The 22,496-nt window shown below is 31.8% G+C and carries 24 protein-coding genes; 15 read left to right on the top strand and 9 right to left on the bottom strand.

The features are described from left to right. The first annotated feature begins 19 nt into the window (after positions 1 to 19). Genes CQA57_RS04845 through coaE form a run of 3 tightly spaced genes read left to right on the top strand, consistent with a single transcriptional unit; the run spans position 20 to position 2,522 of the window. Positions 20 to 661 (top strand): 3-methyladenine DNA glycosylase, encoded by a 642-nt coding sequence (locus CQA57_RS04845; RefSeq protein WP_170126827.1) that lies wholly within the window; start codon positions 20 to 22, stop codon positions 659 to 661. Beyond that, entirely contained in the window at positions 658 to 1,938 is a 1,281-nt protein-coding gene (locus tag CQA57_RS04850; protein ID WP_115579105.1) for a zinc-binding metallopeptidase family protein, read from the top strand. Before CQA57_RS04845 ends, CQA57_RS04850 begins: the two co-directional genes overlap by 4 nt. Beyond that, positions 1,899 to 2,522: a dephospho-CoA kinase gene (gene coaE, locus CQA57_RS04855; RefSeq protein WP_170126825.1), complete on the top strand. Its 624-nt coding sequence runs from the start codon at positions 1,899 to 1,901 to the stop codon at positions 2,520 to 2,522. The genes CQA57_RS04850 and coaE overlap by 40 nt, the downstream gene beginning before the upstream one ends. Here coaE and CQA57_RS04860 read toward each other — a convergent pair. Further along, positions 2,485 to 3,111, bottom strand: a complete 627-nt coding sequence (locus CQA57_RS04860) for a hypothetical protein (RefSeq protein WP_115579107.1) — start codon at positions 3,109 to 3,111, stop codon at positions 2,485 to 2,487. The genes coaE and CQA57_RS04860 overlap by 38 nt on opposite strands. Positions 3,112 to 3,238: 127 nt before the next feature. Then, a complete protein-coding gene (locus tag CQA57_RS04865; RefSeq protein ID WP_115579108.1) occupies positions 3,239 to 3,562 on the bottom strand; it encodes a glycosyltransferase family 2 protein in 324 nt (107 codons plus the stop codon). 107 nt (positions 3,563 to 3,669) lie between these two features. On the opposite strand from CQA57_RS04865, the gene gatA reads away from it, so the two are divergent. From gatA to CQA57_RS04880, 3 genes are read left to right on the top strand one after another with little or no spacing between them, the layout of a single operon-like run. Next, entirely contained in the window at positions 3,670 to 5,022 is a 1,353-nt protein-coding gene (gatA, locus tag CQA57_RS04870) for an Asp-tRNA(Asn)/Glu-tRNA(Gln) amidotransferase subunit GatA (protein WP_115579109.1), read from the top strand. Positions 5,023 to 5,031: 9 nt separating this feature from the next. Continuing rightward, positions 5,032 to 6,477, top strand: a complete 1,446-nt coding sequence (gene guaB, locus CQA57_RS04875; RefSeq protein WP_115579110.1) for an IMP dehydrogenase — start codon at positions 5,032 to 5,034, stop codon at positions 6,475 to 6,477. A 13-nt stretch (positions 6,478 to 6,490) separates the two neighbouring features. Further along, complete coding sequence (locus tag CQA57_RS04880; RefSeq protein WP_115579111.1) at positions 6,491 to 7,201, top strand: MnmC family methyltransferase; 711 nt, start codon at positions 6,491 to 6,493, stop codon at positions 7,199 to 7,201. Here the strand turns inward: CQA57_RS04880 and CQA57_RS04885 are convergent. The 3 genes from CQA57_RS04885 to der are packed head-to-tail and all read right to left on the bottom strand — an operon-like array spanning position 7,184 to position 10,765. Further along, positions 7,184 to 8,905 carry an ATP-binding protein gene (locus CQA57_RS04885; RefSeq protein ID WP_115579112.1) on the bottom strand — a complete coding sequence of 574 codons (1,722 nt, stop codon included), beginning with the start codon at positions 8,903 to 8,905 and terminating at the stop codon, positions 7,184 to 7,186. The two genes, CQA57_RS04880 and CQA57_RS04885, sit on opposite strands and share 18 nt — an antisense overlap. Before the next feature lie 2 nt (positions 8,906 to 8,907). Further along, positions 8,908 to 9,402, bottom strand: a complete 495-nt coding sequence (locus tag CQA57_RS04890; protein ID WP_115579113.1) for a lipocalin family protein — start codon at positions 9,400 to 9,402, stop codon at positions 8,908 to 8,910. 1 nt (position 9,403) lies between these two features. Further along, a complete protein-coding gene (gene der / locus CQA57_RS04895; protein WP_115579114.1) occupies positions 9,404 to 10,765 on the bottom strand; it encodes a ribosome biogenesis GTPase Der in 1,362 nt (453 codons plus the stop codon). Between the two features lie 268 nt (positions 10,766 to 11,033). Between der and CQA57_RS04900 the strand changes: the two genes are divergently transcribed. From CQA57_RS04900 to CQA57_RS04940, 9 genes are all read left to right on the top strand, one after another. Beyond that, entirely contained in the window at positions 11,034 to 11,996 is a 963-nt protein-coding gene (locus CQA57_RS04900; protein WP_147288349.1) for a hypothetical protein, read from the top strand. A gap of 49 nt (positions 11,997 to 12,045) precedes the next feature. Next, positions 12,046 to 13,398, top strand: a complete 1,353-nt coding sequence (gdhA, locus tag CQA57_RS04905) for an NADP-specific glutamate dehydrogenase (RefSeq protein ID WP_115579116.1) — start codon at positions 12,046 to 12,048, stop codon at positions 13,396 to 13,398. Between the two features lie 4 nt (positions 13,399 to 13,402). Further along, the gene (locus tag CQA57_RS04910) at positions 13,403 to 14,056 is read left to right on the top strand and encodes an amino acid ABC transporter permease (RefSeq protein ID WP_115579145.1); all 654 of its coding nucleotides are present in this window, start codon (positions 13,403 to 13,405) and stop codon (positions 14,054 to 14,056) included. After that, positions 14,056 to 14,721: an ABC transporter permease subunit gene (locus CQA57_RS04915; protein ID WP_115579117.1), complete on the top strand. Its 666-nt coding sequence runs from the start codon at positions 14,056 to 14,058 to the stop codon at positions 14,719 to 14,721. The genes CQA57_RS04910 and CQA57_RS04915 overlap by 1 nt, the downstream gene beginning before the upstream one ends. Next, on the top strand, positions 14,722 to 15,456 hold the full coding sequence (locus CQA57_RS04920) for an amino acid ABC transporter ATP-binding protein (protein ID WP_115579118.1): 735 nt from the start codon (positions 14,722 to 14,724) through the stop codon (positions 15,454 to 15,456). It abuts the gene before it with no gap. Between the two features lie 62 nt (positions 15,457 to 15,518). Next, complete coding sequence (locus CQA57_RS04925; RefSeq protein WP_115579119.1) at positions 15,519 to 16,346, top strand: cysteine ABC transporter substrate-binding protein; 828 nt, start codon at positions 15,519 to 15,521, stop codon at positions 16,344 to 16,346. A gap of 57 nt (positions 16,347 to 16,403) precedes the next feature. Continuing rightward, positions 16,404 to 16,898, top strand: coding sequence for a hypothetical protein (locus CQA57_RS04930; protein WP_115579120.1), 495 nt, complete (start codon positions 16,404 to 16,406; stop codon positions 16,896 to 16,898). Then, positions 16,898 to 18,754, top strand: coding sequence for a menaquinone biosynthesis decarboxylase (locus CQA57_RS04935; RefSeq protein ID WP_115579121.1), 1,857 nt, complete (start codon positions 16,898 to 16,900; stop codon positions 18,752 to 18,754). Before CQA57_RS04930 ends, CQA57_RS04935 begins: the two co-directional genes overlap by 1 nt. Further along, a complete protein-coding gene (locus CQA57_RS04940; protein ID WP_115579122.1) occupies positions 18,742 to 19,422 on the top strand; it encodes a YggS family pyridoxal phosphate-dependent enzyme in 681 nt (226 codons plus the stop codon). Before CQA57_RS04935 ends, CQA57_RS04940 begins: the two co-directional genes overlap by 13 nt. Here the strand turns inward: CQA57_RS04940 and CQA57_RS04945 are convergent. From CQA57_RS04945 to CQA57_RS04960, 4 genes are read right to left on the bottom strand one after another with little or no spacing between them, the layout of a single operon-like run. Continuing rightward, positions 19,414 to 19,635 (bottom strand): hypothetical protein, encoded by a 222-nt coding sequence (locus CQA57_RS04945; RefSeq protein WP_115579123.1) that lies wholly within the window; start codon positions 19,633 to 19,635, stop codon positions 19,414 to 19,416. The two genes, CQA57_RS04940 and CQA57_RS04945, sit on opposite strands and share 9 nt — an antisense overlap. Beyond that, complete coding sequence (gene fliS / locus CQA57_RS04950) at positions 19,619 to 20,002, bottom strand: flagellar export chaperone FliS (RefSeq protein ID WP_115579124.1); 384 nt, start codon at positions 20,000 to 20,002, stop codon at positions 19,619 to 19,621. The genes CQA57_RS04945 and fliS overlap by 17 nt, the downstream gene beginning before the upstream one ends. A 12-nt stretch (positions 20,003 to 20,014) precedes the next feature. Next, positions 20,015 to 22,060 carry a flagellar filament capping protein FliD gene (fliD, locus tag CQA57_RS04955; RefSeq protein ID WP_115579125.1) on the bottom strand — a complete coding sequence of 682 codons (2,046 nt, stop codon included), beginning with the start codon at positions 22,058 to 22,060 and terminating at the stop codon, positions 20,015 to 20,017. 29 nt (positions 22,061 to 22,089) lie between these two features. Next, the gene (locus tag CQA57_RS04960; RefSeq protein WP_115579126.1) at positions 22,090 to 22,452 is read right to left on the bottom strand and encodes a FlaG family protein; all 363 of its coding nucleotides are present in this window, start codon (positions 22,450 to 22,452) and stop codon (positions 22,090 to 22,092) included. Positions 22,453 to 22,496 lie beyond the last annotated feature (44 nt).

A 22,496-nucleotide genomic window follows, 5' to 3' on the forward strand; every position in this document is an offset into this window, starting at 1 on the left:
GGGAGTCTAAATAATGCAAATTACTGATAGTTATGAACTTTTTATAAAACTTAAACAAAAAAAACTTCTTGATAACTCCCCGAGATATTGGTGGCCAAATTCACATAGTTTTGAGGTTGTAATTGGTGCTATACTTACTCAAAATACTAAGTGGGAAAATGTCGTAAAATCTTTAGATAATTTAAAATCAAATTTATTGCTTCTAGAAAATAATAATCAAAGTTTGCAAAATTTTGCAACTGCTGATATTGGGCTTATTGCTTCTTGCATTGTGGCAAGTGGTTTTTATAATCAAAAATCAAAAAGATTATTACAATTAGCACAAAATATTTTGCAAGATTTTGGAGATTTTGATACCTTTGTGGGTGAAGTATCAAGAGAATGGCTTTTAAACCAAAAAGGGATTGGTTTTGAGAGTGCGGATAGTATTTTAAATTATGCTTGCAATAGGGATGTTATGGTAGTAGATAAATATACGCAAAAACTTGTTGCAAGTATTGGGTTTGAGTTTGAGCATTATGAAGACTTAAGAGAGTGGTGTGAGTGTGGAATTAGAGAAAATATTCAAAAACTCTCATACGAATATGAGGATTTAAGTATGGTTTTTGCACGATTTCATGGGAAAATTGTGGAGTTTAGTAAAAGAAAAATGCAACTATGATAAAGCGTTGTTTAGAAATCTTTAATCAAATAAGTGCAATACCGCATCCAAGTGGAGATACTGAAAGATTAAAAAAATATATTTGTGATTTTGCAAAAAATCTTGCTTGTGAAATAAAAACTGATACTGCGGGTAATATTTATCTTAAAAAAGGAAAGCCAAAATTATGTCTTCAGGCACATTATGATATGGTTTTAGCTGGAGATGTAGCTGCGCTTAATTTAATCAAAAAAGATAATTTTTTAATGGCAAAAGATTCTAGTCTTGGTGCTGATAATGGTATAGGTATTGCGCTGAGTTTGATGTTTTTAGAGCAGGAAGAAAATCTTGAGTGTCTTTTTACAAATGATGAAGAAATTGGTCTTTTGGGTGCAAGGGATTTGAAATTGCGTATAGAATCTAAAAATCTTTTAAATTTAGATTCGGAGTTTTTTGGAAGCATTGTTGTAGGTTGTGCTGGAGGATATGTTTTAAAAAATAAGTTTTTATTAAAATTAAATAAAGCATCATATTCTTATTCTTATCAGATTCAATCTAGGGGGTATAAAGGGGGACATAGTGGTTTGGATATTGCTCATAATCCTAAAAATCCAATCCAAGATATATTTTTAAAGCTAAAAGATAAAGATTATGGTATTTTTAGCCTTAATGCAGGAGAGTTTTCAAACTCAATTCCTATAAATTTAAAAATGCAAATCAAGACAAATACTATTTTGTCAAGTGATGAATCTTTTGAGATTTTGCCAATAGATGATTTACCTTTTTGTTATGAAAAAAATCAATTAGAACAATACATTTTAGGTTTAAACATAGGGGTGCAAAATAAAAACCATCAAAATCAAGTAATCCAGTCGCTTAATTTAGCAAAGATTACCCAGCTTCAAGATGCATTTGAAGTCATTTTAATGGGAAGGGCAAATTATAAGGAATTGTTAGAAAAAAGCCTTAAAAGGGAGCAGGATTCTTATATTTTATATGGGAAGGATAGTGTTGTAGAGGAGTTTTATCCACCTTGGGAAGAGGAGCAAGGAGGGGTATTGTTAGATATTATAAAAAAATCTTTTGCATATCGTGCAAGTATAGTAGAAACCATTCATGCTGGACTTGAATGTGGAATCTTAAAGGAGAGATTATTGCTTATGGGTTTAGAGGATTTGGAGATTGTGTCTTTAGGACCCAGTATTTTCAATCCACATTCCAAAAAAGAAAGACTTGATTTAGTAAGTTTAGAGGAATTTTGCAAAGTTTTATCTTGTGTTGTGAGGGAATTGTGTTAGAGTATGGAATCGTGCTAACCGGAGGTATTGCTAGTGGAAAAAGTAGCGTTGCAAGGATTTTAGCACAAAAGGGTTTTGAGATTATTGATGCTGATTGTATTGCACATCAAGTGCTTGAAATACAACAAGAAAAAATTAAAAAAGTGTTTCCAGAGGCTTTTTGTGCTCAAAAAATAGACAGAATGAAACTTGGAGAAATTGTTTTTAAAAGTGCAGAAAAAAGAAAAAAATTAGAAGAGATTATGCATCCTGAAATTGAGAAAATAATCTTGCAAAAGGCTTTAAGCTTGGAGAAGATGAATAAATATTATTTTTTGGATATTCCTTTATTTTTTGAGGTTGGAGGACGCAAGGTTTATAATACAAAATGGATACTTTTGATTTATTGTTCAAAAGAGTTGCAAATTGAGCGTTTGTGCAAACGCAATAATTTGAGTAAGGAAAAGGCATTGCAAAGGATTGATTCTCAAATGTCTTTAGAATCAAAAAAAGCTCTAAGCGATGAGGTTATTGATAATTCAAAAAATTTAGAGCATTTGCAAAATGCTATTGAGTTATTTTTGAAGAAAAATAAGATTGAATAGATTTTAATTTTAGCTTAGCAGATCTCAGGGCTTTAAAAATAAATGGAAAATAAAAACAAAGCTTAGCTTTGGAGTTTGCATAGGGTAGTAGTATTTTTAGATCACTTTTTTTGCTTGTATTTGAGAGAATACAAAAAGTAATTGCTGGGGAGGCGTTGTATCTTAAACATCTATCAATTAAGTGTGTAAAACTTTCATTAGGATATTTTTTAAGAAGTTGTAATAAGTAATTAGCATTATATAGATAGCTTTTTGCAAGTAGGGGTAATTTGTGTTGATGAAAAGATTGGGCATGTGATATGGATCCTGCTCTTTGGCGATAAAGATATGTTGGAGAATCTACGCTAGCAATATTAGAAGCATTTAAAAAACACTCAAAAGCAAAATATAAATCTTCATTGATGATAAATTCTGGAAAGCGTATATGAATAAGCAAATTAGTTTTTATTAAGACATTTGGAGCAAAAGCAAGATAATAATGCTTGATAGAGGCAAGAAAATCTTTACAATTCATAAAATCCTGATTTTTAAATAAGGGAGATTTTTTTCCTAGCTCTAGGAGATTTCCTTTTTCATCAATGGTAGACATGATGCCATAGGTAATCTCAGCATTTGTATATATGGCTTTTTGTACAAAAATTTCAAGACAATTGCTTGAGGAAAAAAGATCATCATTATCAATAAAAATAAGAAAGTCGCTTTTTGATAATGTGGTGTTATGATAAATAGAATCTATACGGGGATGCCCCCCCCCCCATAGCCTCTGTAATTAACTTTTCTTTATTTAAAACAAAGTCAATTCCGCAATTTCTAGCAATACTAACTCCAAAATTCTTTTTTAAATCGATCAGAGTGACTTGTGGATATTTTAGATACTGCTTTGCAATTTCTAAGGAATTATCTGTGCTACCATCATTTACTAGAATAATTTCAAGATTTTTGTAAGTTTGTTGAATGCAGCTTTCAATACAATCTTTGAGATAATCTTGGACATTATAAATAGGGATGATGCAAGATACTTGTGGTTGATGATATGACACCTTTTAATCCTTAAATTTAATTTTGTAAAAATTTTATCAAATTAAATAAAGCTATAAGCATTAAAATCTTATAATTAAAAAATTTTTTTATATTTTAAGGAAGAATGATGATTACTCTTAAAGAAGCCTTGCAATTACCAAAAGAAGAGCTTTTGGAAATAAAAAAGCAGATACAAAAACAAGTTGCTGTGAGTGAATTGAATGCTTATGTTGGTGATATACAGTCTTCACAAAGCGATGGGGTTCCAATACTTATCAAGGATAATATCAATGTAAAAGGATGGGAAATTACTTGTGCAAGTAATATTTTGAAAGGATATATAGCTCCATATAATGCAAGTGTTATAGAAAAATTACACCAAAATAATATGTGTGGTTTTGGTAGGGCAAATATGGATGAATTTGCTATGGGTAGCACGACAGAATCAAGTGTTTATGGGATTACAAAAAATCCTAAAGATCTAACTAGGGTTCCTGGAGGAAGCTCTGGTGGTAGTGCTGCTGCTGTTGCTGGAGGGTTGGCAATAGCAGCTCTTGGGAGTGATACAGGAGGCTCCATAAGACAACCTGCAGCATATTGTGGTTGTGTCGGTCTTAAGCCAACTTATGGGAGTGTCAGTCGTTATGGGCTTGTGGCATATAGTTCAAGTCTTGATCAAATTGGACCTATTACTCAAAATATTCAAGATTGTGCAATTTTGTTTGATGCTATTAAGGGGAATGATGCTAAAGATTCTACAAGTGCAACGATAGAGCAAAAGGCAACATTTGAAAATCTAAATCCTAACAGAAAGATGAGAATTGCTATTTTGAAAGATATAGTAAAAGATGCAAGTGAAGATGTTCAAAAAATCTATTATGAAAATATCAAAACTTTAGAATCTATGGGACATGAAATAGTAGAAAAAAGTATGCTAGATATGAGCTTTCATATTGCAACTTACTATATTATCTGCACGGCTGAAGCAAGCTCTAATCTTGCGAGATTTGATGGCGTAAGATATGGTAATCGTGCTAAAGAGGTTGAAAATCTTAAGGATTTGTATATCCAAACTAGAACGCAGGGCTTTGGTGATGAGGTAAGACGTAGAATATTGCTTGGAAGCTTTGTATTAAGTAGTGGCTATTATGATGCTTATTATCTAAAGGCACAAAAGGTTAGACAATTGATAAAAAATCAATATGAAGATATCCTAAGCGATTGTGATGTGATTTTTTCTCCAGTAGCCCCAAGCATAGCTCCAAAATTTGGTAGCACGCATTCTCCATTAGAAATGTATCTAAGTGATATTTATACAATTGGTGTAAATCTTGCAGGATTGCCTGCTTTATCTTTGCCAACAGGCAAAAGCAGTGAAAATATGCCAATAGGTATGCAGTTTATTGCAAAATCTTTTGATGAACAAAGTGTTTTGGATATCGGTTTTGTTCTAGAGCAAGAATTGAAACTAGAATTTTAGGAGGTAGAGATGCGTTTAATACAAAAGGCTTTGACTTTTGAAGATATTTTATTGGTGCCAGCATATTCAGAAATTTTGCCAAAAGAAGTAAATTTGCAATCAAAACTTACAAAAAATATTGCCTTGAATATTCCATTTATATCTGCTGCTATGGATACGGTTACAGAATATAGAAGTGCGATTGCAATGGCAAGACTTGGGGGGATAGGAATTATTCATAAAAATATGGATATTGATTCACAAGTAAAAGAGATAAAAAAGGTGAAGAAATCAGAGAATGGGGTGATTGTAGATCCTATTTTTATCCACGCAGATAAAAGTCTTGCAGAGGCTAAAGTGATTACAGATAATTATAAAATTTCAGGAGTTCCTGTAGTAGATTCTCATGGGGTTTTGATTGGAATTTTGACTAATCGTGATGTGCGTTTTGAGACAGATCTTAGTAAGAAAGTCGGGGATGTTATGACAAAAGCCCCTTTGATAACAGCTTGTGTTGGAACAGATTTGCAAACAGCTAGAGAAATTATGCATCAACATCGCATAGAAAAACTTCCTATTGTGGATGAAAATCAGGTATTAAAAGGATTGATTACAATCAAAGATATTCAAAAGCGTATCGCATATCCTAATGCAAATAAAGATGAATTTGGACGACTTAGAGTTGGTGGAGCAATCGGAGTAGGGCAAATGGATAGAGCAAGGGCCTTATGTGAGGCTGGTGCTGATGTTTTAGTATTGGATAGTGCGCATGGACATTCTGTTAATGTGATAAGAACCTTGGAGGCTATAAAAAAAGAATTGAAAATTGATATTATTGTTGGAAATGTAGTAACACCAAAGGCAACACAAGATTTGATTAATGCAGGGGCAGATGCTATCAAGGTAGGTATTGGTCCAGGTAGCATTTGCACCACAAGGATTGTAGCTGGCGTAGGAATGCCACAAATTTCAGCAATTGATGGATGTGTAGGTGTGGCATCAAAGTATGATGTGCCAGTCATTGCAGATGGAGGGATTAAGTATTCAGGTGATGTTGCAAAGGCTTTAGCTGTTGGTGCATCAAGTGTAATGATTGGAAGTTTGCTTGCAGGGACAGAGGAATCTCCAGGAGATTTAGTGCTTTATCAAGGGAGACAATACAAAAGTTATCGCGGAATGGGTAGTATAGGTGCAATGACCAAAGGAAGTTCAGATAGATATTTTCAAGAGGGGACAGCTCAAGATAAGCTTGTTCCAGAGGGAATTGAAGGAAGAGTGCCTTATCGTGGAAAAATTGCAGATGTTATCCATCAATTAGTTGGAGGTTTAAGGTCTTCAATGGGATATTTGGGTAGTAAGGATATTCCTACGCTATGGAAAAATGCAGAATTTGTCGAAATTACTGCTGCTGGTTTGAGAGAATCTCATGTGCATGATGTGGATATCACAAAAGAAGCTCCAAATTATCATGGTTGATTAAAAAAGGCAAGTGGATAGAAAAATTCAAAGTGCTGATGGTAGTCAGACTTATTATAGTAGTCTTTTTAAAGAGTGCTATCACAGCCTAAAGGATGGTGCATTTACAGAAACAATGCATAAGCATATTCTCCCTCCTTTGTTATTTGGTGATGTATTGCAACAAGCCAAGATAAGAATCTTAGATATTTGTTTTGGCTTGGGATACAATTCTTTTGCAAGTGCATGGGCTTATAAAACACGCTCTTATGATGGAAAGTTGGAGATACTATCACCAGAAATTGATGATAGTATCTTTGAAAAAATTCAGTGTATTGACTATCCAAGAGAATGGGATTATTTACAAATTAGAGAGAATATCGCATATTTAAAAAGTCAAAAACAAGTTTCATTGGATACAAATACGACACTCAAAGTGGTTATAAAAGATGCATTTTTATTTTTAGATGAATTAGAAGATTTAAGTATTGATATTATCTATCACGATGCATTTTCATTAAAATCAACACCAAAATTTTGGGAAAGAGATTTTTTTGCTACCTTATACAGAATTCTTGTGCCAAATGGTATGGTTACAACCTATGTAACTCATAAGGATGTTTATGAGGTAGCAAAAAGTGTTGGTTTTAGGGTTTATAAATATCAAAATTATTTTTGCAGAAAAAGCACAATTCTCACTAAAAATTTGATTTTAAAGCATCCAGATTTATATTTGGAATCCTAGATTCTTATCTTCCCCAAAAACAGATTTAATTTCTTTTTGAATATTGTCAATAAAATCTTTTTCTTCAAAAATAGGATTTGTTTTAATAGCAACTTGATAAGCAGTATTTTTTGTGATTATAGCTATTTGGCCACCACTTAAATTATAGCTTGATAATTTTTGAGCTAAGGTTTCAATACTATGGGATTTAAATTTTGCATTTTTTGGCAAGTGTTTTTTCCATAGAAGGAATCTTTGCTCTTGTGAGGGTTTTTTAAGTTCTATTTTATAATTAAATCTTCTAGAAAAGGCGCTATCTATGGTATCAAGTAAGTTTGTAGTAGCAATTAAGATTCCATTAAATTTCTCAATTTGTTCTAAAAATATATTTTGCATTTGATTATGCATTTTTTCAGCACTATTTCCACTAGTTGCACGAAGGCTTAAAAATTGATCAGCTTCATCCAAGAGCAATATAGGGGGATTTTTTAGGTTTTTTGTAATTTCATTATAATTATCAAAAATTTTTCTGACATTTTTTTCAGATTCCCCAATATACATGGAGAGGATTTTTGAGCAATCTAAGCTTAATACATGTTTCTTTAGACTTTTTGCAATTCCCATAGCAGTAAGTGTTTTTCCTGTGCCAGATGGTCCATATAAAATAATTTTTGCATCAATTCCTTTTTTATCTTTAATACCCCATTTTTTTAATAAATCTGACACTTTTGGGTCAATCTGCTTTAATAATGTTTGTAGAGTCTGAGTGGTTGATGGTGTTAGAATAATCTCTTCCAGGGGAGTTTTGGGTTCTAGGATTTCAAAAAAATCTTGTTCTTTTACAATACTTTGTAAAGAGATTTTTTGTTGTTGCTTTGTAATTTTTGGATAAAGAATCTTTTGTAAAACATCCTCATGGATATAAAAAGTTCTAGAAATTCCCCCAAATGGATTGAGTAGTTCATCATAATCTAGAATCTTTTTTTGAATAAGTGTGCTTTTTTCATCAAGGAGTGAGCGATTTTTGATGCGATCATATTCATCTGTGCTAATAAGTTCAATAAGCGTATTCATATCTCTAAAACTTTCACTACCTCCAGAATACTCTTCTTTCAGTAGAGTAAAAAATATAATTTCTTCCTCAGAATTTAGCTGATTTTCTTGGATAATTTTATATGCTGGAATTTCAATTGTTGTAATTTTTAGACGAGAAAGTATTTTGTCTTGAATGCTTTTTAGATTGAATTTTGTTTTTGAGAGAAAAAAGGCATTGTTTTTTTCATATACAAGTTTTTGTAAAAGAGAGATTCTTAAAAATTGATCTTTGAGAAATTCTAAATGGTCTTGATAAGGCGTGATTTCTGGCATTTCAATCTCTAGAGATCCTTCTTCTAGTAATTTAAAAAATATCGGGGCAAGAGAGATTTCAAAGTATAAAATTTCCAATAAGCTTATTTGTTTGACAGGCCGAAAACTATCTTCCATAATCCAACCAAGCTCTAAAAGTGCTTTGATTTTAGGGAGAAATTGCAATGTTTCTTTTATAGTTTTGGTATTAAAAAGGTGTTTTAAAAGCATAGATACTTCAAAGCTTTTATTATTGTCTAAATACCCCTCAAGCATAAAGCGTAAAATTTTTGCTTCATCTATATTGCATTTTAAATGTGGAAAAATCTTTGTTGAAGTGATATCTTTTTGATTTAAAAAATCATCCAAAAATAACATTGCTATTGCTTTAAATTGGTGTGTTGCGATATGAGGTTTGTGTTATTGAAAATAAGATCAGAAACATCATAACCTCTTTCTTTGGCAATTTCTACCAAAGCATCGATTTTGTTTTTTTCTATAAAGTCTCGACTTAAAACCCAAAGATATTTTTTATCAGGAGAGCCTACAATTGCTTGAGAATAATTGCTATCTAAATATAAAATTTGATAATTGATTTTTTTGGAAAAATCTGTAAAAAAACTAAAACTAATATTTAAGGATCTATTATCACTGGAGAGAATTTTTGCCTTGCCTTGCGCTTGTGAGATTTTATTGTTTTTTTGTATGCAAGAATTTTTTACTTTAAATTTTATGGGTTTTCCATCTTTATATTCGATGTCTAAATATTGTGCAACTGAGGCAGAGCAATTGCGTTGAAAATAAAAAGGTTTTCTTGCTATTTCAATCCATTCCCCAGCATATTTTTCAATTTCTATACTCCCTATAAGTTCCATTTCACTCCTTTATGCTTTTTTTGTCTTTTGGGGTAAGAATAATAGGTGTCCCCTCAAAATTAAAATGATCTCGCAAATAATTTACAAGATAGCGTTTATAGCTAAAATGTAGAGATTTTGGTCTATTCATCACAAGGGAAATTTGTGGGGGATTTGTGTCATATTGTGTAGCATAGTAGATGCGAACAATTTTGCCATGATCGCTAGGCAGAGGATGTTTTTTTGTGGCTTCTAAAATGGTGTTATTAAGAGTGCTTGTTGGGATTCTATAGCTAAAGTTTTGATAAACCTCAAGAATTTTTTGCTTTAAATCAGTTATATGACGCTTATTTAAGGCACTAACCGTAAGTATTGGTGCATATTCTAAAAACTTAAATTTACGCTTTAATTCCGTAATAATCTCTTTATATTCTTTGATTTTGATATCCCATTTGTTAAGAACAATAATAACTCCTAGAGAGTGTTTATCTACTAGAGAGCTGATTTTTTCATCAAGCTCTACAAAAGTTGTGCTAACATCTAATACCAAAAGTGCAATATGGCTTTTTTCTAGGATTTTATTTGTGCGATCAAGAGCAAATTTTTCAATGCCTTTAATTTTGCTTCTTCTGCGTAAGCCCGCAGTGTCAACAAAGCAAATTTTTTTATTTTGAAATTCAATGATTTCATCTACAGGATCAATGGTTGTGCCTTCTATAGCACTCACCACACTTCTTTCTTCTCCGATTAAAGCATTGAGTAAAGAGCTTTTTCCAACATTTACCCTTCCTATAATCCCCACATGAATAATTTCTTCTTGCACCTCAGTAGGAGATACTTCAGGCATATTTTCTAAAAGCTCTTCTAAGCTTTCTTGTTGAAGATTTTTTGTATTGTGCAAGCCAAGATGATACAAAATGGATTGGATAAGAAAATTGATTCCTCGATTGTGGCTCACAGAAATAAAAAAACTATCGTGTGCACCAAAACTATCAAACTCATAGGCATTTTGTTTTTCTTTGTCATTATCGATTTTATTGATGACTAAAAAACAATTATTTTGAATTTTTTGTAGAGCATAAAAAAGTTTTCTATCCTCATCATCAGGCAGATGCTTTCCATCAACGAGATATAAAATTAAATCAGCTTCCTGTGCAGTTTTAAAGGCAAGATTCTTTACTTTACTAAAAAGCTCTGTGCTTTCATCAATACCACCAGTATCTAGTATTTGAATAGGATGTTCTTCGAGTTGAATAATTTTTTTATTGACATCACGAGTAGTCCCTGATATATCTGAAGTAATCGCTATTCTTTCTTTTGCTAGTCTATTGAATAGTGAACTTTTACCAACATTTGGTTTCCCTAGAATTGCTATTTTTTTCATTAGATAATGCCTGAATATTTTTTGATACTTTGTTTGATTTTTAAGTCAAAACAAAATTCTTAAAAATTTAAAACTATAGATTTTTAACTTTATTTTTATTAAAGATTCTAAAATATGATAACTTTAATGTCAAGATATTCTTAGACTTTAGTTTCTCAATATACTTATATTTTGTAGATTTGTTATAATTATACTTAATTTTTTAAATCTATGATTTGTTAATGGATTCTTAAAAAATTAAGATTTTAAATACTGCGGAGAAGTAATTTTGAAAAATCTGTTATTTTTCTTAATGTCATTTATGTTTATCAGTGCCTTTGATGATCTAAATTTAGATGATTTGAATTTGCCTTCAAATAATGAAGAAAAAATAGAAGTGCCAATAGTGCAAAGTCAGGAAAATGGTGTTAAGGAAGATAAAGAAGAGCAAAAAGAAAAAATTACAAATAAAGATGAGAAGTCAGAAGATTTGTCTGAAGATTCTAGTATTCAAGAAGAGGTGGTAGAGTATAAACAAAATGAAGAAACATCTAATGCTAAGATAACCCAAAAGAAGAAAGAAGATGAAAAAGCAGAACAAAATAAAAAACTTGAAGAAGAATTAAAAGCTTTTGAAGAAGAGGAAAAAATAGAAAGAGATGATATAAAAAGCCAAAATACAGAAAAAAAGGAAGATACTCAGCATTCAAAAGCTTCGCCAAAAATTCAGCTTGAAGAAACCATAAGCAAACAAGAGGCAAAAGAGAAGGGTAAAGAGATTGTCTTTACACAAGAAGATTTTTTTGATTTAGATGAGGATGATTTTTCATTAGAAAAACAAAAAGATTATTATGCAATTAAGATTTTATCACTTGATTTAGAAGCATTTGTTAGTGGTAAAACCTATAATGAAAAAAATCAGGTTCAAACTTTTGGCGTGAATGATAATTTCACACAAATTGTAAGTCAAGATGGAAAGATACAAGAGTATAAATTCTTTCAAAAAACTAGTAAAAAAAATACAATCTTAAATCGCACCAAGTTCCCATTAGAAAAAATTGATTTTGATACTTATAAGATAGTAATGCAAGATACTCCAAATTCGTTTGATATATCAAGTTGTAGGATTATTATTAAAAAAGAGCTAAATGCGACATTAAATCAGAATAAAGAAGTTATTATGGATCTTGATATTAAAAGAGAATTGAGAAATACTTCAAATTTCACTCTTTTTTTAGACTGCCCAAAATAATTTTTGCTAGAATGTTTTGCATTTCATACTAAAAATAAAAGGAGTCTAGATGGAATATGTTCAAACAATTATAGATAGAGTAAAAAAAGAAAATCCAGAGCAATGCGAGTTTCATCAGGCTGTAGAAGAGGTAATAAAGACTTTACAGCCTCTTTTGGAGCAAGAAGATAAATATAGTAAAAAAGCCATTTTGGAGCGTTTGATTATTCCTGATAGAGAAATACATTTTCGCGTAACTTGGATGGATGATTGTGGCAAAATACAAGTAAATCGTGGATATAGAATCGAATTTAATAATGCAATAGGGCCATATAAAGGGGGGTTGAGATTCCATCCAAGTGTTAATCAGGGAATTATTAAATTTTTGGGTTTTGAACAAGTTTTTAAGAACTCTTTGACTACTTTGGCTATGGGTGGTGGCAAGGGTGGCAGCGACTTTGATCCTAAGGGGAAAAGTGATGCTGAAATTATGCGTTTTTGTCAAGCTTTTATGAATGAGCTTTTTAGATATATTGGAGACCATACAGATGTTCCAGCAGGGGATATAGGAGTTGGAGGTAGGGAAATAGGCTATTTATTTGGTCAATATAAAAAACTAACCAATCGTTTTGATGGAGTTTTGACAGGTAAGGGGTTAAATTGGGGAGGTAGTTTGGCAAGGACAGAAGCTACAGGTTATGGTTCTGTTTATTTTGCAGAGGAAATGCTGAAAGCTAGAGGAGAGAGTTTGGAGGGAAAAATTTGCACAGTTTCTGGAAGTGGAAATGTTGCAATTTATACTGTAGAAAAACTTTATCATCTAGGTGCAATACCAGTAACAGTGAGTGATTCTAAGGGAATGATTTATGATAAAGATGGGATTGATTTAGCACTACTTAAAGAGATAAAAGAAAAAAGAAGGGAAGATTTGAGTGCATATGCAAGAGAAAAGACTAGTGCTAAATATGTTTCAATCAAAGATTATAAAGATGGAATCCATGCAGTGTGGGAAATTCCTTGTTTTGCTGCTTTTCCTAGTGCTACTCAAAATGAGTTAAATTTAAATGATGCTAAGAATCTTCTTGCTAATGGTTGTAAATGTGTAAGTGAAGGGGCAAATATGCCTTCAACTTTGCAAGCAACTGAATTATTTTTGCAAGCAAAAATTTGTTATGGACCTGCTAAGGCGGCAAATGCCGGAGGTGTTGCTGTAAGTGGTTTAGAGATGTCTCAAAATGCTAGTATGACAAAGTGGGATTTTGAGATGGTAGATAAGCGATTGCATCAAATTATGGAAAATATATTCCTTAATGTGTCACAGACTGCCACGGAGTTTAAGGATCCTACAAATTTGGTAATGGGTGCTAATATTGCAGGCTTTAGAAAGGTTGCTGATGCAATGATTGAACAAGGAATTGTATAGTTTGATGGATTGGAATTTTATTATACACAGCATTCCTATTTTCGCTAAAGCTTTGATTTTGACTTTAAAAATATCTTTTCTTGGTATTTTTGGAGCCATGATTTTGGGCTTTTTGGTTAATATTGTTTTGTATTATAAGATTCCTTTATTGGCAATCATTGCAAAAATATACATAGAGTTTTCTAGAAATACCCCATTGTTAATTCATTTATTTTTTTTATATTTTGGTTTAGGGCAAGTTGGTTTTAACATTGATGCCTTCCATTGTGCTATTATTGGTGTGATATTTCTGGGGGGTAGCTATATGGCAGAGAGTTTTAGATTGGGATTTTTGTCTGTAACAAAAACACAAATAGAAAGCGCAATGAGTTTAGGTTTTAATAAATTGCAGATTATGAGATATATCATACTTCCTCAATCCTTGGGTATATCAATGCCATCTTTAGGTGCAAATATTATCTTTTTACTTAAAGAGACTTCTGTTGTGAGTGCAATTGCTCTTGCAGATCTTGTCTTTGTTACAAAGGATTTAATAGGTGCTTATTATAAAACTTCAGAGACATTATTTATGCTTGTAATGGCTTATCTTATTGTCTTATTGCCGCTTTCTTTGTATTTTTCATGGCTTGAAAAAAAGTATAAACAAGGGAAGATGTAGTGGATTTTTTATCAGATTCTAGTATTTTCCAGCGATTGATATTGGGATTGTATTACACATTATATATCGCATTGATTCCAATAATAATCTCTATACCCGGAGGTTTTTTATTTGGGTTTTTGATGACAAGTAAAAATTTTTATATAAAAATTTTATGCCGTATTTTTTTGGAAGCAGTCAGGATTATTCCTATTATCGTGTGGTTATTTTTAGTATATTTTGGATTAGGATTTTTTTTTGAATTAAGTGCTTTAACATCTTGTTTGATTGTTTTTAGTATATGGGGAATAGTGGAGGCTGGTGATTTAAGTAGAGGTGCAATAACTGCTATTCCAATGCATCAAATTCAGAGTGCAAAAGCATTGGGATTAAACACTTTTCAAATACAAGTGTTTATTATTATTCCTCAAGCAGGATTGCAACTAATTCCTGCTTTTATTAACTTATTTACTAGAATGATAAAAACTACTGCGCTTGTTTCACTGATTGGGGTGATGGATTTACTTAAAACTGGACAACAGATTATTGAAACAGGCAATTTAGTTTATCCTAATATTAGTTTTTGGATTTATGGACTGATATTTTTTATTTATTTTTTTATTTGTTATTTTTTATCTCTTCTTAGTTCCTTTGTGGAAAGAAAACTAGATTATAGGAAGCATTAGATGTCAGTTATTTTAGAAGTAAAAGATTTAGTAAAGTTTTATCAAAAAGAACATTTGGTTTTAGATTCTATTAGCCTTAAGATAAAAAAAGGTGAAGTGGTTGTTATTTTGGGACCTAGTGGATGTGGAAAAAGTACTTTTTTGAGATGTTTAAATGGGTTGGAAAATATACAAAATGGGGAGATATTTCTACATGGTAAATCAATTAATTTGAATAATGATTGGCATAAAGTAAGACAAAAAATTGGAATGGTATTTCAAAATTATGAGTTATTTCCTCATATGAATGTTTTAGATAATGTATTATTGGCACCTCTAAAGGTTCAAAAACGCAATAAGACTGAAGCAAAAGAAGAAGCATTGTTTTTATTAAATCGTATGGGATTAAGCGATAAGGTTGAAGCAATGCCTGCATCTTTAAGTGGAGGACAAAAACAGCGTGTAGCTATAGCAAGAGCACTTTGCACAAATCCAGAAATTTTATTATTAGATGAAATTACTGCATCCCTTGATCCTGAAATGGTTAAGGAAGTTTTGGATATTGTATTGGAGCTTGCAAGAGAGGGGATGACTATGGTAATAGTGACACATGAGATGAAATTTGCAAGTTTAATTGCAGATAGAATAGTTTTTTTTGATCATGGTAAGATACTTGAGGAATCTGAACCAAAGGTATTTTTTTCTCAACCAAAAACGCAAAGAGCACAAAAATTTTTAAATATTTTTAATTTTTAGTTTTTTTTGTTAGTATCTTTAATGTGCAAAAAATGCATAAGGATTAAAATAAAGGAATAAAAATGTTTAAAAAAATGTTGATTTGGTTTATATTACTTTTTAGTTTATTGATTGTTGGTTGTGGTGATAGTAAAAAAGAAGCAAATATGGATTCTATAAGTGCAATCAAACATAGAGGTGTCGTGCGCATAGGAGTTTTTAGCGATAAACCACCTTTTAGTTATATCAATGCTCAAGGAAAATTTGATGGATTTGATGTTTATATTGCAAAGAGGATAGCTAAAGATTTATTGGGTGATGAATCTTTGGTTGAATTTATTGCAGTTGAGGCGGCTGCAAGGGTAGAGTTTTTAAAATCCAATAAGGTAGATATTATTATGGCAAATTTCACCCAAACTAAAGAGCGTGAAGAGGTAGTGGATTTTGCTAAGCCTTATATGAAAGTGGCCTTAGGGATTGTTTCAAAAGATGGAAGAATTACCAATATAGAGCAATTAAAGGGTAAGAAATTGATAGTAGATAAGGGAACAACGGCAGATTTTTATTTTTCAAAAAATTATCCAGAAATTACACTTTTAAAATATGAACAAAATACAGATGCTTTCTTGGCTTTAAAATCTCAAAGAGGCATAGCATTGGCACATGATAATACTCTACTTTTTGCTTGGGCTAAGCAAAATCCTCCGTTTGCTGTGGGTATTAGTGCTATTGGTAATAATGATGTAATTGCTCCTGCAGTAAAAAAAGGAAATAAGGAGTTGTTGTTATGGTTAAATCAAGAAATTGAAAAACTAACAGATGAGGGCTTTATGCAAGAAGCTTATGATGTTGTGTTGAAACCTATATATGGAGAGGGAATTAAGCCAGAGACTGTTATTTTTCAAAAATAGAAAAAAGGTGTATAATTATTAGATATTTTCTATCACAATAAAAAGGAGAATTGGAATATGTTAAAAAAAGTTGCGATGACTTTTATGTTAGGTGCAAGTACTCTATTTGGTTTTGGTATTGGTAATTATCAGATTACTCCAGAATTTGGTGGTAATATTAGTTATCAGGATACAACAAATACTACTTTTACTTATGGTGGTTATGCAAGGGTGTGGCTTGGTGTTTCTAGAGTCGTAATTGCGCCTCAAGTAAAATATGATGTTATGTATCAAAAGCGCAGTGGTAATTATGATAATTTACAAGCTGGGGGATTGCTTGGGTTTGAGGTTCCAGTATTGCCATTAACACTTTATGTTGGTGGTAGTTGGTCTACTTTTTATAGCGTAAATTTGGATGATACTGCAGCCTTTAACTATGGTATAAAAATGGATGTGCCATTAATACCATTTTTAACAATTGGCATAGATGGTGTATATCAAGCTCCAAAAATTGCAGGCGGTAGTCGTCTGACAATGAATCGAATAGGATTGACTATAGGTCTTGCTTTTTAATGCACAGACTTATTGAAATATTTAAACAACATAATGAAATTTGTGTTGTAGAAACCCCCTTAGATATTTATTTAGAGATACCACATTTGGCTTATTTGGAATCCAAAAAGCCAAATGGTGGAAAAGCTTTATTATTTACAAATCCTATTGATAAAAAAAATAACAAAAAATTTGATATTCCTGTTTTGATGAATATTTTTGGTTCTAAAAAAAGAGTTGAACTTATTATTCAAAATCCAATAGAGGTTATACAAGAGAGAATATTGCGATTTTTGGAGTTAAAGCCTCCAAAAAATTTTCTTGATTTTAAAAGAATATTGAAAGATTTTTTTTCTCTAAGACATGTTTTTCCCAAAAAAAAGAAATGGCTTATTCCATCAGAGCAAGTTATTAAAACTGGTGATAGAGTTAATTTGTATGAACTTCCAATATTAACAACTTGGGAACACGATGCTGGACCTTTTATTACAATGGGGCAGATTTATACACAGAGTTTAGATGGGACGAAGAAAAACTTAGGTATGTATCGTTTGCAGGTGTTTGATAAAAATCATTTAGGATTACATTGGCAAATACATAAAGATTCACAACATTTTTTCCACGAATATCAAAAAGCCAATAAAAAAATGCCCGTTAGCATAGCGCTTGGAGGAGATCCTCTTTATACATGGTGTGGTCAAGCGCCATTGCCTTATGGTATTTATGAGTTAATGCTCTATGGTTTTATTAAAAATAAAAGAGCTTACGTTAAAAAGTGTATTACTAATTCTTTATATGTTCCATATGATGCAGATATTGTTATTGAAGGATGGGTAGATCCAAATGTATTAAAACCAGAAGGTCCATTTGGTGATCATACGGGTTTTTATACTCCTGTGGAGCATTATCCTGTTTTAGAGGTAAGTGCTATTACACATAAAAGAAATCCCATCTATCCTGCAACTGTTGTTGGAAAGCCTCCAATTGAGGATAAATATATGGGGTATTTTACCGAGAGAGTCTTTTTACCAGTGTTGCAGAAAACTGCTCATGGATTGCTTGATATATATATGCCAGAAAATGGCGTATTTCATAATTTAATTTTTGCAAAAATTGATACTAGATATCCTGCACATGCTAAACAAATTATGCATAATTTTTGGGGCATTGGACAGATGAGTTTTGTTAAGCATGCGATATTTTTGGATTCTAATGCACCAGATTTTTATAAAACTGAGGAGTTGATGTTTTATTTATTGAATCGTTTTGATGTTGATAATATAATTATAAGCGAAGGTGTTTGTGATGCTTTAGATCATGCTTCTCCGGATTTTGCCTTCGGAGGTAAGTTGGGTATTGATGCTACGGGTTGTCAAGTTAAGAGAGATTTTGAGCTTTTAAGTGATCAAGAATTGTTGCAACAAATTAGGGTTTTATTGCCAGAGGTTGTGAAATTAAGACAATACTATATTGATACTAATTCTCCAATTTGTATTATTGGTGTTGATAAGCAAAGGGGTGGAATTTTGGAGAGAATCGCAGATGTTAAGGTGTTGTTGTCATCTTTGGCGATTGTGGTATTTGTAGATAGCAAAAAGAATGATTTGAATAATCCTTATATGCTCGTTTGGCGTATTGTAAATAATATTGATGCAAAAAGAGATATTAAAGTAGTTGGTAAGGTGCTTTTTATTGATGCGACAGATAAGGGTAGGGAGGATGGATATTTTAGAGAATGGCCAATGGAAACTGATTGCAATATCGAAGTTTTAAAACATTTGAAAAAAGAGGGATTATTAATGCATATAGATGATAAATTTTTGCATCATTATCATATTTGCAATTCCCCGCAAGAGGAAGTGAAATGTCTGATTTAAAACAAAAGCTTGATTATGTTTTACAAAAAATTGAGAGAGCAAGAATTGCGTATAGCCGTCATCAAGTTATTAAGTTGATTGCTGTTTCTAAATATAGTGCAGTACAAAAAATCGCAGAATTGTATTCTTGTGGGCAGAGAGCCTTTGGAGAAAACAAAGTACAAGATTTAAAAGTAAAATCTGAGGAATTGATTCGTTTGCCATTAGAGTGGCATTTTATAGGTAGTCTACAGACTAATAAAATTAATATGCTTTTAGAGCTTAATCCTTTTTTGATTCATTCTATTGATTCTTTAAGATTAGCACAGGAATTAGACAAAAGATGTGCTTTAAGACAGAAGAAAATGAGAGTGCTATTGCAGGTAAATAGCGCATGTGAGGAAAATAAGAATGGAGTAAGGATACAAGAGTGTTTAGAAATTTATCATCAAATAAAGACAGGATGTAAAAATTTAAAACTTGAAGGTTTGATGTGTATGGGAGCCAATAGTTTGGATATTACAAAAGTTGAAAAATCTTTTAGGATTACTAAGGATTTATTCGATGATTTACAAGACCCTGAAGCAAAGATATTATCTATGGGTATGAGTAATGATTATGAGATAGCAATTGCAAATGGTGCAAATTTATTGAGAATTGGTTCTGAAATTTTTAAGAGTTCATTCTAGAAATTTTTGTGCAAGCTTAATTTGTAGCATCTGTTTTTGTAACTCTTGCTTATCTCTTTCTAGCATTTCTATGCCTTGGGATATAAGTGTTTGAGCACTTAGAAGATCTTCTATGGTTTTTAGATTCTCTTTGGGTATATCTACAATGAGTTGATAGACTTCTTGAGTATTATTATTTAAGATGGCTACTTTTAGCTTATCGTGCCAATTCATTATTGTGAATTTCTTTCCAAGCTTCTAAGAGTCCTTTAGTGACATTAACTACTATTGAAATTTTATCTGTGTTATTTTCAACATTAGCTTGTGTTAAAAGCTTGATTTGATGGGTATAGAGACCTGTAAGATATACTGCCACCTCTCCGCCTTTTTCATAATCAAGTATATTTAATAATTCAGTAAAAATATCAGTAATGCGATTGATGTAATAGATTTTTCCTTCGATATCATCTGTTTGTATTGATCTTGATGCTAATCCAGAAAATCTTAAGATTCCCTCATAAAGCATTTCAATTAGCTTTGCTGGCGATTCTACAGCGACAGAATTTTGTTGATAAAGATTGTAAGCATTTGCGTATTTCATATAGTCCTCTCCTTATTTTTTCTTATTATTTCCAGTTGCTTGATCAATCATCATTTGAACAGAATTGAAAGAATTGTTTGCTTTTGCAATTTGTTCATCGTAAGCTGCAAAACGACTTGCCATGGTATCATATCTTGTTTTTAGTCTCTCGCTTGCTTGGATTTTGTCCTTATCAAGACTTTTTGCATCTCTTGTTAAAGAATCTTGATAAAGATTTAGCTTTGCGTTACTGCCATCTGTCAGTGTCTTTATAAATTTGTTTAATTGAACAAAAATACCATCAACATGTTCCTCTTGTCCAAAAAGATTCTTTCTATCAAAACCATAAAAAGAATCAATAGTTTTTTGAGGATCTTGATTGATCATATTGCTTAATTGAGCTTCATTGAGAGACATTTTACTTTTTTCATCAAGAGAAAGTCCAAAATCAACCAAACTATAAGGTCTGCCAGTGCTAGAAAAACTAATAGGTTTTGAAAAGAGTGTATTAATACTAGATCTAATAGTTCTAATGTCACTTACCCCATTAAAAATACCTGCAATCTTTGTTTCAGGGTCATATCGCGTAAGTTCATCAAGTTTTGGCACTAATTCATTGTAGGTTTTTACAAAATCTCTCACTTGAGCCTTAATGGCTTCTGTATCCCTACCTATACTGATAATAGCAGGATTTCCTGGCTCTGTGGTATGGACTAAAGTAATATTAACCCCATTGATAATATCATTGATTTCATTTGTTGGGCGTGTAATTGTTGCACCATTAAAACTAATTTTTGCATCTGATGCTTGTTGTAGATTCTTGAAATTAAAAACTTCTTCTTGTAAGCGGGTATAATCTTGAAATAATCCACCTTTAATGCCCAATTCTTTTAAAAATTCAGCACCCTTACTATCATCAGAGGTAATTTTGACTTCACCAATTTCAGATGTGATGCTAATACCTCCTTTTCCATCTGTTTTTGCATGCACTCCAGCGATATTTTCTATAGCCTCTGCAATAATCTTTGCATTATCCTCACTTGTATTTTTTTCATTAGTCATTGTCGCAAGATTGAGTGGCACACTGCCAATTGTGATAGAAGCATCTATCTTTCCACTAGGAACAGGTTTCTTTGTATTAAAAAGAGCTTCTTCTTTGGTTTCTGTAGTGCTAAATCCAAGAGAGGATAGTTTATTCCCGCCAAGTTTGATACTATATCCCCTTCTATCATTAAGAATTAAAGAGGTGTTGTCTTCAGATAATCCAACGTTAATATCACTATCAAGTAATTCTTTTGTATCAGGATTATTTTCTATGGCTTTTCTTATGGCTTGCACTAGGGTTTGCATCCTATCTTGACTAGAGGCATCTTTGGAATCAAGAGTAACATCAATGGTTTGTTCATTAAGATTTTTGTCTTTAAATGTTATAGTAAAATCACCATTATTTAGTTCTTGGAGTTCTTTGATTGGTTCTGATGAAAGCGTTGAGCCAAAATAGATACGACTTGCTTCACCAGTACCTTTTGAGTTAATCATAAGCTGATAAGGTTTTTCCCCACCAGTTTTCATTACAATACCCATAACCTCACCGTTTGTTTTATCGGTTATGGCTTGTGCTACATCATTAAGAGTCATTCCTGCTTTGATATCAAGCACATAACGCTTTCCTTTGGTGTAAAAATCTAGTTTTACATCTTTTGTGCTAAAGACATCATCGCGTGAGCCAAATTTGATACCAACCTCATTGATATCTCCTTGTGCAATAGATTCTACATCTATTTTTATGTCTTGTATAGGAACACCAGCACTTACGCTAGCTTTAATAGAATCATTTGATACTGAACTTGTCCTGCCTAGATATGTGGAATAATCAGAAAGGGAAGATATAGGAGACTTAAAACCAGAGATAAGTGTGTTGAGTTCAACTAATTCTTTTTGCTTTTCAATATTTTCTTTCATTTTCCTTTCAATGGGCGCAATCATTGTTTTTTCATCAGCTTTTTTTAGCTTTTCTATAACATCGTAATTTAATACACCGCTCCCAAGTCCAAGAGAGCTAAGTTGCCCCATTGCCATTTATTTATCCCTCATAAAAATAAAGTTAATTAACCTTTTTTATCAAAAATCAATCCTACAATATCATGCATTTTTTTCATTAGTTCTATAGCTTCTTTTGATGGAATCTCTCTGATGACCTTATTTCCATCGATTTCTTTTACTGTAACTACTAAACCTCTAATATCATCATTATAACTAAAGTTAATATCTGTATTGATACGTTTCATCTCTTGATTAAGCGCTCTGCTTGTTTCAATCAACTCTTGTTTGAGATGTTCTACTTGCTTGTCTTTTCTGTTATTTTCAGCTTCCTGCTGCTTTGCTATATTTACAGGTTTTCCTGCGCTAGAGGCTAAATCTATAAGTTGTTTTTGTAACATAGAATTATTTGTTTGCGTGCTATCTATCATCTTTTTCCTCCTTGAAAATTTTAACACAGATTCACTTGTTTAGT

The organism is Helicobacter anseris, from assembly GCF_003364335.1.
Classification (GTDB): Bacteria; Campylobacterota; Campylobacteria; order Campylobacterales; family Helicobacteraceae; genus Helicobacter_H; species Helicobacter_H anseris.